The 15037-nt window shown below is 67.8% G+C and carries 9 protein-coding genes and 1 tRNA gene; 5 read left to right on the forward strand and 5 right to left on the reverse strand.

What is annotated here, in order from left to right:
• Positions 1 to 46 precede the first annotated feature (46 nt).
• Together KF684_03710 and KF684_03715 are read right to left on the reverse strand one after the other, a co-directional pair.
• On the reverse strand, positions 47 to 1666 hold the full coding sequence (locus tag KF684_03710) for a hypothetical protein (GenBank protein MBX3352015.1): 1620 nt from the start codon (positions 1664 to 1666) through the stop codon (positions 47 to 49).
• Positions 1667 to 1734: 68 nt separating this feature from the next.
• Entirely contained in the window at positions 1735 to 2691 is a 957-nt protein-coding gene (locus KF684_03715) for a prepilin-type N-terminal cleavage/methylation domain-containing protein (protein MBX3352016.1), read from the reverse strand.
• A 223-nt stretch (positions 2692 to 2914) separates the two neighbouring features.
• Between KF684_03715 and KF684_03720 the strand changes: the two genes are divergently transcribed.
• The 4 genes from KF684_03720 to KF684_03735 all read left to right on the forward strand — a co-directional run bounded on the left by KF684_03720 (position 2915) and on the right by KF684_03735 (position 9405).
• Positions 2915 to 4603 carry a choice-of-anchor I family protein gene (locus KF684_03720; GenBank protein ID MBX3352017.1) on the forward strand — a complete coding sequence of 563 codons (1689 nt, stop codon included), beginning with the start codon at positions 2915 to 2917 and terminating at the stop codon, positions 4601 to 4603.
• Between the two features lie 159 nt (positions 4604 to 4762).
• Positions 4763 to 5392 (forward strand): lamin tail domain-containing protein, encoded by a 630-nt coding sequence (locus KF684_03725; protein MBX3352018.1) that lies wholly within the window; start codon positions 4763 to 4765, stop codon positions 5390 to 5392.
• Positions 5393 to 5664: 272 nt separating this feature from the next.
• Positions 5665 to 8229: a matrixin family metalloprotease gene (locus tag KF684_03730; GenBank protein MBX3352019.1), complete on the forward strand. Its 2565-nt coding sequence runs from the start codon at positions 5665 to 5667 to the stop codon at positions 8227 to 8229.
• 243 nt (positions 8230 to 8472) lie between these two features.
• Positions 8473 to 9405: a choice-of-anchor A family protein gene (locus KF684_03735; GenBank protein MBX3352020.1), complete on the forward strand. Its 933-nt coding sequence runs from the start codon at positions 8473 to 8475 to the stop codon at positions 9403 to 9405.
• An 87-nt stretch (positions 9406 to 9492) separates the two neighbouring features.
• Here KF684_03735 and pckA read toward each other — a convergent pair whose 3' ends face one another.
• Both pckA and KF684_03745 read right to left on the reverse strand, forming a co-directional pair.
• The gene (gene pckA, locus KF684_03740; protein ID MBX3352021.1) at positions 9493 to 11082 is read right to left on the reverse strand and encodes a phosphoenolpyruvate carboxykinase (ATP); all 1590 of its coding nucleotides are present in this window, start codon (positions 11080 to 11082) and stop codon (positions 9493 to 9495) included.
• A 171-nt stretch (positions 11083 to 11253) separates the two neighbouring features.
• Complete coding sequence (locus KF684_03745) at positions 11254 to 11739, reverse strand: MgtC/SapB family protein (protein MBX3352022.1); 486 nt, start codon at positions 11737 to 11739, stop codon at positions 11254 to 11256.
• 82 nt (positions 11740 to 11821) lie between these two features.
• Here KF684_03745 and KF684_03750 point away from each other — a divergent pair.
• A tRNA-His gene (locus tag KF684_03750) sits at positions 11822 to 11896 on the forward strand.
• A gap of 58 nt (positions 11897 to 11954) precedes the next feature.
• Here the strand turns inward: KF684_03750 and KF684_03755 are convergent.
• Entirely contained in the window at positions 11955 to 15008 is a 3054-nt protein-coding gene (locus KF684_03755) for an FAD-binding protein (protein ID MBX3352023.1), read from the reverse strand.
• Positions 15009 to 15037 lie beyond the last annotated feature (29 nt).

Consider the following 15037-nt stretch of genomic DNA (forward strand, 5'->3'; position numbering starts at 1 on the left):
GGGCTCGTCGAATTCAGAGAAGGTTCAAGCGACTACGAGACCATAGTTATCGGACGCAGCTGACGCCGAAGTTCGAGAGCACGATGTTGAGGTCGCTGAAGTTCACCACGCCGTCGTTGTTCGCGTCGCCCACGATGCCGGCGCCGGTCTGCCCGAAGGCCGAGAGCACCGCGTTGAGGTCGGCGAAGTTCACGACATTGTCCCCGTTGGTGTCGCCGGGGCACACCACCGGCAGCAGCGCCTGGAGGGCGGCGACGTCGGCCATGGTGACCGGCTCCGCGTTGGTCCCGCCGGGGCCGTCGGCCTCGTCCATGTCGCGCATCATGAGGATCTGCTGGAACTCGCCCACCTGCCACTTCCAGTCGAGGAGCTGGAAGTCGTCGTTGGGGTTGTCCGGCGTGCCGGGGTCGATGGTGCGGAACTCGGTGTCGTCGAGCGTCGCGCCGAGGCGGGAGACGATCAGGTCGAGGTCGGCCTGATCGACGACGCCGTCGAAGTTGAAGTCGCCGCGCACGAAGCGGAACTGGCGGATCTCGCTGTTGGTCGGGTGATCGTTGAACCCGCCGGGGGTGAGCCGGAAACCGGTGACATCGAGGTCGTCGAAGAGGAACTCGCCGGCCGGGTTCTGCCCGCAGCCGGTCGGGGGAACGCCCTCGGGCTCGGGGTCGCACGAGCCGTCGTAGCGAGGCCCGTTGGGATCGGTCGGGGCCTTGGTCTGCACGAAGCCCTCGGTGTCGACGCCGGTGTTGTAGGCCAGGGTCGAGAGGACGGGCACCTCGCCGTACACGAACGACTCGTCGGCGATGCGCGAGAAGACGATCTCGAAGCCAGCGTCGGTCGGGCGCGAGCGGTGGCCGCGCTGCGGGTTCGTCACGAAGTAGTTCAGCCGGCTGACGGCGTCGGGGTTGAAGCCGGAGGTGTCCGACATGACCTGCTGGCGGGAGCGGGTGTACTCCTTGCCGCCGGTGTGAGACCACGCGAACTCGTCGACCGACTGGTAGGGCTGCATGACGCGCGCGCCGCCGCCCTCGAAAGGCAGGCCGAAGTCAACGACCTCGTCGTAGTTGACGTCGTGGTTGACGTCCTTGCGCCAGGCGTAGCCGGGGGCGTAGACGCTGCGCCCCATGGCGTTGATCGAGTGGTTCGGACGCTTGCGCACGAGCACATAGGTGGACGACCCGTCGTTGGCGAGGTTGCCCACGGTGTCGGTCGTCGGGATGTGGAGCGCCGCGAAGGCGATGCCGTTGAGCCAGCGCCGGTTGGTCAGCGAGTCGGGCATCGCCGGGTTCCACGCCGGGTTGGGCGTCAGGAAGGTGTTGCCGACCGACGAGAACCCGGCGGTGTTCGCGTTGACGATCGCGAAAACACCGTTCTCAGGGAGCACGATCCCGTCGAGCGCGAAGGCCTCATCGATCTCCTGCCCCTCGACCTGAATCCCGTTGACGAAGTACCCGCCCTTCAGGACGGCGACGGCGTAGCCGGTCAGGTCCATGCCGGGCTTGCCGTAGAGCTCGATGAACTCCCAGACATTGTCGATCGAGCCCGAGCCCGGGGGGTTCTCGAAGATCTCGTTGATCACGACCTGCGCGCTCGCGCCGGTCGACACGCTCAGCCCGCACGCCGCGACGATCGCGGCGGAAAGCAGTCTCTCACGAATAGAACGCATCGCTCGTCTCCTCTTCCAAAGAAGCCCGGCGTCGCGCCGCGCGGACGCGCCCGCCGGGAGGGTTTCCGTCACTGGATGGGGCTGGGCTCGCTGAGCCAGCCGCCGTAGACCGCGCCTTCGAGCTCGTCGTACACGAGCCGGCCGGTGGATGTGTCGAAGCGCATGCCCCACTCGCCGTCGCGCTCGCCGTTGGTCGGCTTGCTGTCCTTGAAGGTCGCGACGTGCCCGTCGGCGAAGGCGATGTTGCCCGTCAGCTTGTCGGTCCCGCGGCTGAACACGAAGGAGTCCCTCCCGTGCGCCGGGCCGAGGTCGTCGTAGTCCTGCCTGTCCCAATAGCCATTCGCGCCGACGATGGGCCCGTCCGTGAGCGCCTTGATCACGCGACGGCGCTCCCCGAGAAAGGTCCCCTGCTCGGTGGCGTTGGTCTTCGCGTCGCCGAACAGAGGGATGATCGCGGCGCCGATGGTGTCGACGTACTTCGTGCTGAGGGGCCCGATGACGCCCTCGGTCCTGCGCGGGTCGAGCGACAGGTTGCGATGCGATTTCATCCCGGTGTACGCCATGTACCACGACTGGGCGTAGTTCGTGTTGTAGCCAGCCACCAAGAGCCGCTCCTGATCCTCGATGCGCACCGATTCCCAGGGCCTGTCATTCAGGCGCTCGAACGACATGTTCTGGTTGTCTTTGACCGGGTGCGTCGGGCAGAGCAGCTGGCCGGGGTTGGCGTACTCGCCTCGGATGAAGTCGGCCATCCAGCCCGTCGTGCGGATCGGCCCGTAGCCGTTGCGCATGCGGTTGTCGGACGGGCCGGTGCTGAACAGCCCTTTGTGATCTCCCGTGTGCGAGACCGCGGCGTTCGCGAGACTGCGCAGGTTCGCCATGCAGCGGACCGCCTGCGCCTTGTCCTTCGCGACGCTCAGCGACGGAAGGAGGATGCCGATCAGCAGCGCGATGACGCTGACGACGACGAGCAGCTCGATAAGCGTGAAACCGCGGCGCGGGTGGGGAGCGTGCGTGTGGTGCATGAATGACCGCCGTGCGAGGGTGCCTTCGCCGCCGACGATGGTCGCGACCGTGCGAACCACCGTGAAGGGCGTCAGAGTAAGCCGGCGCGCGGTCCATGACTGTTCGCCACGGTGAAGATTGCGCGAAGCCCGGCGCATCGCGCGAAGATCTTCACGGTTCCTTCGCGTGATCTTGACATTGTGAAGAACCCTCGCGCCGAGTCACGCACTACGTTGATGGTTCATGCCCGGAACCTCACCAAGCCTCGCCTGCGCGTGCGCGCTGGGCGGTGTCATCCTCGCGACACTCGCGAGCGCCGCGTCGGCGCAGGACCGCGCGAGGACCCTGCGCGAGCGCCCGCTGCTCACGCGCCTCGGCGTGGTGTCGCTGGCGTCGGTCGAGATCCCCGCCTACGACGAGTCGAGCAACATGGTCTTCGCGGTCGCCGGCGACGACGTGGCGATGATCCACCTGGGCGACGGCGCCTCCCCCCTGCTCGTGCGCACGCTCGGCCTGGCGGCGCAGAGCGCGTTCCCCCCCGGGATGAAGGCCGAGGTCACCCACGTCGCGCTCGACCCGCTGCGGCGCGGGTTCGCGGCGGCGACCGTGGTCCCGGAAGACTTCGCCGGGGTCCCGGGCGTCGCGCTGCTCTTTTCCACGCGCACCGGGCGAGTGCTCTCGCGGTTCGTCGTCGGGTATAACCCCGACGCCGCGGCCTTCTCGCCCGACGGAGAACTCCTGCTCGTCGCCAACGAGGGCCAGCCACGCGTCACGGCGCAGGGCGTGCTCGTCGACCCGCCAGGATCGCTCAGCGTGATCTCACTCTCGGGCGTCGGGAGCGAGTTCGACTGCGCGCGGCTCACGCAGTCGCGCGTCACGACCGTGTATTTCGACGGCGACGCCCTCGCCGACGCGCTCAAGGCATCACTCGACAATCCGCGTGACCGGTTTCTGCGCGTGCACCCGCGACATCGCGCGTCGCCGACGCTCGATCTCGAGCCCGAGTACATCGCGTTCATCGGCGACGGCGCGTACATCACGCTGCAGGAGAACAACGCCGTCGCGCGGTTCGACCTGGGCTCGATGCGCTTCGATAGGATCGTCGGGCTCGGACTGCTCGAGCAGGCGATCGATCCGTCGGACGCCGACGGGCCCGGCGCCGCGTGGGAAACGGTTCTGGCCGCCCCCATGCCCGACCAGCTCGCGTCCTTCAGCGTCGACGGGGTGTGGTATCTGATCACCCCGAACGAAGGCGACGACCGTGGGCGCTTCGGGCGCGCGAACAACCCCCTTGGCGACGAGATCCGCGTGCGCGAGCTGCCATCGACGCTCCGCGTGTCCAGCGCGCTTCGCGAGAGGATCGAGAGTTCGCCGGCCCTGCACGACCTGAAAGTCTGCGCCCACAGCGGGGACTTGGACGCCGACGGCGCGATCGACCAGCCGGTCACGATGGGCTCGCGCAGCGCTTCGGTCTGGCGCGTCGCGTCTGATGGATCGCTGGAACGCGTCGCCGACACCGGCGACCTGTTCGAGCGAACGATGGCGTCGGTCGCACCGGACCGATTCAACGCCAACGGGAACGCTCGCGCCGAATCGCGATCGACGGCGCGCGGTCCAGAGCCCGAAGGAATCGCGCTCGCGTCCCTGAGAGGCAGACCCGTCGCGTTCATCGGGCTGGAGCGCCCCGGCGCGATCGCGGCGCTAGACCTCTCCGATCCGGCCAACCCCAGTCTGATCGACCTGCATGTCTCTGCCGACGAAGGGGATATCGCGCCGGAGGGGATCTGCTTCATCCCGGCGCATCACAGCCCGACCGGTCGCCCGCTGCTGATCGTCGCGTACGAAGTGTCGGGGACGATGGCTGTGTACGGCATCGCGGATGTTGAAGATTTCGTGAGCGCCGCGGGCGCCGCGCGCGATTCGGCGCAGTGAACTTCTCCAGTTCAGCATTCACGCGATCCTCACACGAAACGGCTTGATGCGCCCGGCGTCATGTCTACGTTGCTGTCCCTTCGTGTCAGCGACGCCTCGCGTCTCGGATGTTCCGACCGCGCCGCGTTTGCTCAGCAAGTGGATGAGAGGAAAGCAATCATGAAGATCACCGCAGCCGTCATCGCCGGCCTCGCCCTGTCCGCCGCGTCCTTCGCGACCGGTCGCATCGTCATCACCGAGTGGATGTACCAGGGCGCCGAGGGCGAGTTCATCGAGATCACCAACGTCGGCACCTCGGCGATCGATCTCGCCGGCTGGTCGTTCGACGACGACAGCCGCATCCCCGGCGTGTTCGACCTCTCCGGCGCGGGCGTCGTCGCTGCCGGGCAGTCGGTCCTGCTCGTTGAGTCCACCGCCGCCGCGTTCCGCGCCGCGTGGAACCTCGACTCGTCGGTCGTCATCCTCGACCAGTACACCAACAACCTCGGTCGCGCCGACGAGATCAACATCTTCGACAACAGCGGCCTGCTCGTCGATCGCCTGACCTACGGCGACACCGTGTTCCCCGGGACCATCCGGACGCAAAACACCTCCGGGTGGACGACGCCCGGCTTCCTCGGTCTCAACGACGTCACCGGCTGGTTCTTCTCGACGCTCGGCGACCTGCAGGGCTCGTACTTCTCCGCCAACGGCGATCTGGGCAACCCGGGCGTCTACGTGATCCCGACCCCCGGCGCCGCCGCCCTCATGGGCATGGGCGCGCTGGTCGCGACGCGTCGTCGCCGCTGATCGGGCACAGGACCGAATACCCGCTTGAACGCAGAAGACGCCCGGCCGAGCGCCGGGCGTCTTTCGTTCTTGCCTATTCCCCCAGGCAAGGCCCATCCCCTCATCAAGGTCCGAAAGTCCGTCGCGTCATCAGGTGCTTTCTCTTGGACAGATCGCCGAGTTGTTGTATTCTGCGAGCATGAGCGGTTCGTGAAGACGGCGTGCGTGCCGTCCGTGCCGGTCCTGCCCCAACGACGCGCTCCGCGCGTCACGCTCTTCGAGCGGAGGTCATGATGCCCGATCTGTGTCCCAGCGCCGGCGCGATGCGCGCCGCCCTTGTTGCCTCGCTTCTGTGTCTCACCGGCGCATCGCACGGCGCGAACTGGCTTGTTCCCGACGACGCCCCCAGCCGGGTCGGCGCCTTCGGCCTGCGCGCCCCGATCTCCCAGGACGACGCGCTCAAGGCCCACGCTCGCGCGCTCATCGAGCTGCAGACCTTCCTCGCGCTGCCCACCGAAACCAAGAACGCGATCATCATGTCGGGCCTGGTCCCCGAGCTGTACGAGCGAAACGAGCGCGACGACGAGGTGCTCGCGCTGCACGGCGAAACCCCGTACGAGTCCGTCGCCGAGGTTGTGAGTCTCTCCACCTTCGAGAAGATGCGCCCCGCGCACCGCCACATGCTCCGGCGCGTCCTCGAGACGACCAAAGAGCACGGGCCCATCCTGCACCTGTGCTTCACGCCCGGAACTCCCGACGATGTCGTGCAGGCCTTCGAGGACGCGGTCTTCGGCATCGGCGGGCGATTCCAGCTCACCGGGCGCTGGACCAGCACCGCCATCGCGCAGCCCTCCTACGCGCAGGGCGAGCCCGTCACCCTGACCTACTCCTTTGTTCCGGACGGCACTTTCGTGCCCGACCTCATCGGGTATCAGGGCAACAGCAACCTTTTCGCCTTCCTCAACGGCATCTACGGCAACCCCACCGTCTGGCAGCCCATCTATGACGAGATGTTCGCCCGCTGGGCCGAGCTCGGCGGTCTTTCCTATCAGTACGAGCCCAACGACGACGGCGTCGCGCTCAACAACAACCCGGGCGTTCTCGGCGTGCGCGGCGACCTCCGCATGGCGGCCATCCCGCTCGACGGCAACAGCGGCGTCCTCGCCTACAACAACTTCCCCAACGACGGCGACATGGTCCTCGACAGCGCCGACAACTTCTACAACAACACCACCAACAACTCGCTCCGGCTCCGCAACATTCTCTCGCACGAGCACGGCCACGGCCAGGGCATCCTCCACGTCTGCCCGCGCGAAGAGACCAAGCTCATGGAGCCGTTCATCTCGGTGATGTTCGACGGGCCTCAGTTCGACGACACCCTCGCCACCCAGCGCCACTACGGCGACCGCTTCGAGAACAACGACACCTTCGCCACCTCCACCGACCTCGGCGCGTTCACCGGCTCCACGATCGGCGTCGACCTGCTCAGCATCGACAACGGCGCCGACGTCGATGTCTTCCGCATCTCCGTCTCCGGGCCGACCGCAATCGCCGCCACCGCGGCGCCCACGCAGCAGGCGCCCTATCTCCAACGCTCGCAGAACTCGGGCTGCACCGGCGGCACGCTCTTCGATCCGCGCGTCATCCACGATCTCAAGATCGACATCCTCGCGTCCGACGGCGTGACCGTCCTCGACACCGCCGACTTCAACGGGCTGGGCCAGAACGAGACCGCCGTCGCCGGGCTCCCCGGCGCAGGGATCTATTACGTCCGCGTCCGCGGCAGCGGGACCAACAACATCCAGCTCTACTCGCTGAGCATCGAGAGCGCACCCTCGCTCATCCGCATCGTCGACGCCGTCGAGGAGTTCGCGCAGCCCGGCGCGCCTGTCGAGGTCGCTCTGAGCGTGTTCTCCGGCGCAGACGCCGTCGAGGCGTCGAGCGTCACGCTCAACTACCGCTTGGACGGCGGCGCGTTCGCGGCGATCGCGATGACCCCGACCGGGCCCGCGACGTACACGGCGTCCATCCCCGGCGCCAGCTGCGACGATTCGCCCGAGTTCTACTTCTCGGCGCTCACCTCCTCCAACGCGACGCTCTTCGACCCCCCGGGCGGCGCGGGCTCGCCCTACTCCTACCTCGTCGGCGAGCTCGACATCGCCTTCGACGACGACTTCGAAACCGATCAGGGCTGGACCGTCAGCGGCAACGCGACCGCCGGCCAGTGGCAGCGAGGCGTGCCGGTCAACGGCGGGCGCGGCGACCCGGCCACCGATTTCGACGGCTCCGGCCAGTGCTATGTCACCGGAAACACCCCCGGCGACAGCGACGTCGACAACGGCTCCACCATCCTCACCTCGCCCGTCATCGACGCCAGCACCGGGGGCGCGCTGACCTACGCCTACTGGATCAATTCCGGCCCGGGCGTCCTCGACAACGACTCGCTCGCCGTCGAGTTCGCCACGGATCCCGCAGGAACGAACTGGACGCAGGTCCGGTTCTTCACGACCCAGTCCGACAACTGGCGCACCGACGCCATCAACATCGGTGACTCCGGCGAGATTCCCTCCACGCCGACCCTGCGCGTCCGCTTCATCGCGAGCGACCTCAGCCCGGCGTCTCTGCTCGAGGCCGGCATCGACGCGGTCCGGATCTCCACCGTGTCCTGCACCGACGTCATCGACTGCCCCGGCGACACCAACGGCGACGGCGTCGTCAACTTCTCCGACCTCAACACCGTGCTCTCGGCGTTCGGCCAGACCGGCCAGGGCCTCGCGGGCGATGTGAACGACGACGGCGTCGTGAACTTCTCCGACCTCAACCTCGTGCTGTCCAACTTCGGCGCGTCCTGCCGCTAAGGCACGCCAGGCTTCGATCGTTCATCCCAGGGCCCGTCGGCGAGCGCCGGCGGGCCCTGTTTCGTCACGCAGCGACCGCCCGGCATCCGGACACCCCCCCGCATCCAGATTGCCCAAACTCACAGTCCAGAACGAGTTACGGCTGATTTTTTACACTCGACCGGTTTACCAGGTGTTTTCCCGAGGTACTCTTTCCCCAGTTCCGGCCCCGTTCATCAGGACCTTGAGGAGAGAGAGCCCCCTATGCGTCACCGTTCATTGCTGCTTTCAGCCACTGCCTGCCTCGCCGTCGCGTCGGCGGCGTCCCACGCCGGGAGCGTCCTGACCGACTGGAACGTCATCGTGCGTGGCAACGTGTTCTCGACCTCCGAGGTCGACGGCTCGGCGCTGATCGGTGGGAACCTCTCTGGCCCGGCGAGCAACTACGCGGTCCAGGGCGTCACCGCGAGCAACGGCGACGGCCTCGTCGTCGGCGGCAACATCAACGCCGGCACCACCGCCAACATCAACAACGGCGGGAACCTCCGTATCGGCGGCAGCATGCTCGGCACGCGCAACCTCAACGGCGGCGGCTCGCAGATCAACAGCAGCGGCGTCTCGTCGATGGTCACCAACGCCATCAACCAGGTCGTCTCGATGCAGGCCTCGCTCGCCGCTCTCGCGACCAACGGGTCCATCGACGGCGCCGGCAACATGAACGCCTCCCCGACCAACTACAACGGCGCCAACGTCGCCGTCTACGCCTTCAACATCTCGACCATCCAGGGGCTGGGCCAGCTCAACCTCAACTTCGGATCCGCCGACACCGTGATCCTCAATGTCACCTCGAACAACGGCGTGATCAACCTCGTCGCCCCGCCCAACCTCATCGGCGGGTTCAACCAGAACAACTCGTCGAAGATCCTCTGGAACTTCATCGACGCCACCGAGATCACCGTCAACAACACCTTCAACGGCGCCCTCATCGCCCCCGACGCGGACCTGCGCATCCTGGGCGGCGGCGTCAACGGCTCGGTCGTCGTCGACTCGATCTCGTTCCAGAACGCCGAGATCCGCCGCCACACCTACAACGGCTGGCTGCCCCCAGAGGACGACACCCCGGTGATCCCGCTCCCGACGGGCGGCACGATGGCCCTCGCCGGCATGCTCGCGATCGGCGCCCGTCGTCGTCGCTGAACCGGCCCCGACTCATCCGACCTGAAACAACAAGACCTCGCTCCGACTCGGAGCGAGGTCTTTGTGTTTCGTCGACCGATCAGCGGATCAGGCGCGAGGGCCCGCGGCGCGGACCGCGTCGGGCATATCGAACTTCGCGTCGTTGGCGCGGAACTTGGACGCCAGCTCCTTCGCCTTCGCGTCGTAGGCCGCCCCGTCCTTCCAGGTCTTGCGAGGGTTGAGGATCTCGTCGGGGACGGTGTCGACGCTGGTGGGGATGTGCAGTCCGAAGATCGGGTCGGTGTCGTACTTCGCGTTCTTGAGCTTGCCGTCGAGGGCCTGCGTGATCATCGCGCGGGTGTGCGACAGCTTCATGCGCGAGCCGGTCCCGTAGGGCCCGCCCGTCCAGCCGGTGTTCACCAGCCACACGCTGGCGCCGTGCTTCTTGATGCGCTCGGCGAGCATGTCGGCGTAGACGCGCGGCGGGCGTGGCAGGAAGGGCCCGCCGAAGCAGGGCGAGAAGTTGGGCTGGGGCTCGGTCACGCCGGCCTCGGTGCCGGCGAGCTTGCTGGTGTACCCGTTGATGAAGTAGTACATCGCCTGCTCGGGCGTCAGCTTGCTGATGGGGGGCAGCACACCGAACGCGTCGGCGGTGAGGAACACGACGTTCTTGGGGTGGCCGGCCATCGAGGGGATGACCGCGTTGTCGATGTAATCAACGGGGTAGGTGACGCGGGTGTTCTCGGTGAACTCGGCGCGGTCGTAGTCGGGCAGACGGGTCTTGGGGTCGAGCGTCACGTTCTCGAGGACCGAGCCGAAGCGGATCGCGTCCCAGATCATGGGCTCGCCTTCCTTCGAGAGCTTGATGCACTTGGCGTAGCACCCGCCCTCGAAGTTGAAGACGCCGGCGTCGGACCAGCCGTGCTCGTCGTCGCCGATCAGCCCGCGCGAGGGGTCGGCCGAGAGCGTGGTCTTGCCGGTGCCGGAGAGGCCGAAGAACAGCGCGACGTCGTGGTTGTCCGTCGTGCTGACGTTGGCGGAGCAGTGCATCGGGAACACGCCCACCTCGGGCATGTCGTAGTTCATCGCGTAGAAGATGCTCTTCTTCATCTCGCCGGCGTACTCGGTGCCGAAGATGACGACGGTGCGGCGCGAGAGCGACTGCACGATGAGCACGCCGGTGTCGGCGACGCCCAGGGCCTTGGCCTCGTCGCTCGTGAGCTTGCGCTTGCCGCAGTTGTAGATGGTCCAGTCGGGCGAGAAGCCCTTCATCTCGGCGTCGGTGGGCCGGATGAAGAGTGTCTTGACGAAGAGCGCGTGCCAGGCGTGCTCGGTGTGGGTGCGGACCGCGAGGCGGCGCTTGGGGTCGGCGCCCACGAAGCCGTCGGAGACGAACACGGTCTGGGCCTTGGCGAGGTGCTTCTTCGCCATGTCCAGAACCTTGTCGAACTTCTCGCTGCTGAAGGGCTGGTTGACGGCGCCCCACCAGACCTTGTCGTGGACCTCGGGGGTGTCCTCGAGGTACTTGTCCTTCGGGCTACGCCCGGTGCGATCGCCGGTGCGGACATTCAGCGCGCCGTTGGAAGCCAAGACGCCCTCCCCTCGCTTGATCGAGTGCTCGACCAGCTCGGCCACGCTGAGGTTGGCCAGGGTGTTGGCGAAGGTGATATCCGACGCGGGCGAGGTCAGGGTGGTCATGGCGGGTTGTCTTGTACCGTGCTGGAGCAGGGTGAATCGACGCCCACCCTTTCCGCGGCGGTCTCGCGGGTCTGCGGGGCGGGCGACCAGTGAATCCAAGAGGATAGGCGACTCCCCCCGACCCTCAACCGGCGCATGCGGTTCTCTGACAGCCCGCGTCGGTGGCGTCGTTCATCGTCCCCGGCGCTGGGCCGGGGCTGGTGGAGCGTGCTGCTTCACCCCGACTCGCCGCTCGAGCAGCCAGAGGCCGAGCAGAACAAGGATCGAGAGCGCCCCGGCGACCCCCGCGAGCGCGTACTGCCCGAGCCCGGAGGCGAGCCCGATCGCCGCGGTCATCCACAGCCCCGCCGCCGTCGTCACTCCCTGCACGCTGCCCCTGGCCTGAATGATTGTCCCGGCCCCCAGGAACCCGATGCCCCCCACCAGCCCGCTGACCACGCGCAGCGGGTCCATTCCCCCGGCCGCGGTGTCCTTGTACGCCTCGATCAATTCGAGCGAGAGCAGGGTGAAGAGGCACGACCCAAGGCCGACCAGCGTGAAGGTGCGCAGGCCGGCGGCCTTGCCGGCGCGTTCGCGGTTCCACCCCAGCAGCGCAGCCACGACGCCGGCAAGGAACAGCCGCAGCAGTGCTTCCTCGATGGGGACCGCGACCGGCATCCCGGGAGCGTACCACACCGCAGCCCGGACGACGCCGCGTTGCCGACCCGGGCTCGTGGGAATACAGTCCCCTCGCTTGATGGCGGCCGTAGCTCAGCTCGGTTAGAGCACCTGGTTGTGGTCCAGGGGGTCGCGGGTTCGAATCCCGTCGGTCGCCCTTTCTTTTTCCCAGATTTCCACACGCACGACCCGGCCCTGCGCCGGGTCGTGGCGTTTCAGTCCGGACGCGCGCCCAGCGCCCGGGCCGCGAACTCGACCGGGTGCATCGCCCCCACGCCCGCGCCGTCGTGGATCTGGTGACGGCAGGAGGTCCCCGGGGCCACCATGACATCGTCCGGGCCGATCGTCCTGGCCGCCGGGAGCACGCCCAGCTCGCCCACCTTCATCGACAGGTCGAAGCGGTCCTTCGTGTAGCCGAACATGCCCGCCATGCCGCAGCAGGTCGCGTCGAGCACCTCCAGCTTCACACCGGCGATGCGGCGCAGCAGCGCGGCGCTGCTCTCGACGCCCACGATCGCCTTCTGGTGGCAATGCCCGTGTAGCACGACGCGCCCCTTCGGCACGACGGCTTCGTCGATGGTGGGCGTGCGCGGGTGTGTGTCCCATCGCTTCTCGACGAAGTCCTCGACGAGCATCGTCTTCTGCGAGAGCGCGCGTCGGAGGGCTTTGGGCGACTTCAGCTTGAGCTGCTGCCAGTCATCGTTGATCGCGCTCAGGCACGAGGGCTCGAGCACGAGGATCGCCGCGACGGAGTCGTCTTCGATGAAGGGACGCAGCTGCGCGAGCGTCGCGTCGGCTTTCGCGATCGCGTCGGGCAGCAAGCCGAGCGAGATCATGGGCCGGGCGCAGCAGCCGGTGCGTGGCAGCACGACTTCGTACCCGAGTGTTTCGAGCAGCCCGACCGCCGCCCGCCCGATGGGCGACTCGTTGTAAACGCTGAAGCAGTCGCCGAAGAGCACGACTTTGTGCTTCGAGTGCACCGACGACCCGCCGCGCCTGGAGAACCAGCGGAAAAGGTCGGGGGTGAACGGGGGCAGCGAGCGTCGCGGATCGAAGCCGAAGAGCCTGTTCATCACGCCCCGGGCGGGCCCGAACCGCGACATCGCGGTGTTCAATCTCGGCGCGAACGACGCGAGCGTGTTGAGGTCGCGCACACGCGACAGCACCCTGTACCGCCAGGGCGCGCGACCCTTCGCCTTGTTCCGCTGCGCGTGGTACTCGGCCTTGAGTCTCGCGATGTCGACGTTGCTCGGGCATTCGCTCTTGCACGCCTTGCACGACAGGCACCAGTCGAGCGTCTTGAGCGTCTCGGCGTCGTCCCAATCGGGCTCGTGCGCATCTGGGCGCTGCCCGTCGCGCCCGAGCTGGCCCGTGATGGCGAGGCGCAGCGCGTTGCCGCGCCCGCGCGTCGCGTGGCGCTCGTCCTGCGTGGCCATGTAGGAGGGGCACATCACCCCCCCGCTCCGCTTGCGGCAAACGCCCGCTCCGTTGCACATCTCCACCGCGTGGGCGAAATCTTCCTGATCGCCGTACTCGAAGTAGGTTTCGACCTGCTTCGACACGCGGACCGACGGGGCGCCGTCGCCGTCGTGATCCAGGGGCGACACGCGCAGGTGGGCAGTGATGCTCTCGATCGGCCCGGGCTCGACGATGTTGCCGGGGTTGAGGATGTTCTGCGGGTCGAAGATCGCCTTGATCTCTCGGAAGGCGCGCATCATCTCGGGGCCGTAGAGGCGCTCCAGCAGGGGCGAGCGGACGCGCCCGTCGCCGTGCTCGCCGCTCATCACGCCCCCGAGCTCGCGCGCCAGGTCCGCGGCCTCGACGGCGATGGCGCGCAGGCGCACCAGATCCTCCGGGTCCTTGGTCGACAGCAGCGGGCGGACATGCAGCACGCCGACGGACGCGTGGGCGTAGAACGCCGCCTTGGTGCCGTGCTTCTCGACGATCGCGCGCAGGCGGCGCACGAACTCGGCGAGGTTCTCCGGGGGTATCGCGTTGTCCTCGACGAAGGTGATGGGCTTGCGCTCGCCGGGCAGCCCGTGGAGCAAGGGCTCGCCGCTCTGGCGCAGGCGCCAGGCGCTGAGCATCGCCTTGGCGTCGTGGTAGGTGGAGACGCCGTAGTCGCGGCCTTCCATCGCGCGCATCAGTTCCTCGAAGCGCTCGTTGATCTCGTTGGCGTCGCTCTCCGCGAAATACTCGACATAGAGCACCGCCCTGGGGACCTGCTCGCCCTTGTGGGGCAGGAGTTCGACATAGCGACGACACTCCTGGTTGTTCAGCGCCAGATCGATCACGAGGTCGTCGAGCAGTTCGACGGCGCTGGGGCGCGTCTCGAGGATCGGGAGCACCGCGGCGATCGCGTCGTCCACCGACGGGAACGAGAGCACCGCCAGCCCCTTCGCGCGCGGGATCGGCCTGAGTTTCAGCTTCGCCGACAGCGTGACGGCGAGCGTGCCCTCGCTGCCGCAGAGCAGCGGCGCCAGGTTGATCTCGTCGACTCGCTTCCCGGCGTCGAGCTGCTGCAGGATCAGGTCGAGCTGGTACCCGGCGTTGCGCCGGACGGTTTTCGGGAAACGCTCGCGGATGAGTTCGGCGTGGCGCGAGACGACCTCGACGACGCGCTCGGTGAGGTCGCGCACCCGCGCGTCTGTAGCGGCGGCGCCGGCTTCGAGGCGGACCACCTCGCCGCTGGCGAGCGCGACGGTCAGCGCGTCGAGGTTCTCGCTCGTTCTCCCGAAGAGCACGGAGCGCGCGCCGGCGGCGTTGTTGCCGATGCACCCCCCCACCGTCGCCTGGCGCACCGTCGCCGGGTCGGGCGCGAAGAAGAGCTGGTGGCCCTCCTTGAGCAGACGCTGATTCAGTTCCTCGATGGTGATGCCGGGCTCGGCCTCGCAGGTGCGCGACTGGTCGTCGATGGCGCTGAGCGTGCGAAGATTGGGCGAGAGGTCCATCACCACGGCGCGGTTCGTGCACTGCCCGGCGAGGGAGGTCCCCCCGCCTCGCGGCAGGACGGGCATGCCCCTCGACGCGCAGAACGCGATCGCGCGGGCCGCGTCCTGCGCGTTCGCCGGGATGAGCGCGCCAAGCGGCTCGACCTGGTACAGCGACGCGTCGGTCGCGTAGAGCATCCGGTCGTGCAGCCCGAAGCGGACCTCGCCCTCGATCGCGTTGGCGAGGTCGCGCGCCGCACGCTCTCGGTCGAACGCGCCCGCCTCGCGCGGCGTTCCCGTGGTCGGCGGTGTGGATGGGAGGACGGTCAGCTGGGCCATGGGTCTGTGATCGGCGTTCGTGAGGGGGA

It is taken from the genome of Phycisphaeraceae bacterium (assembly GCA_019636675.1).
Classification (GTDB): Bacteria; Planctomycetota; Phycisphaerae; order Phycisphaerales; family UBA1924; genus JAHBXC01.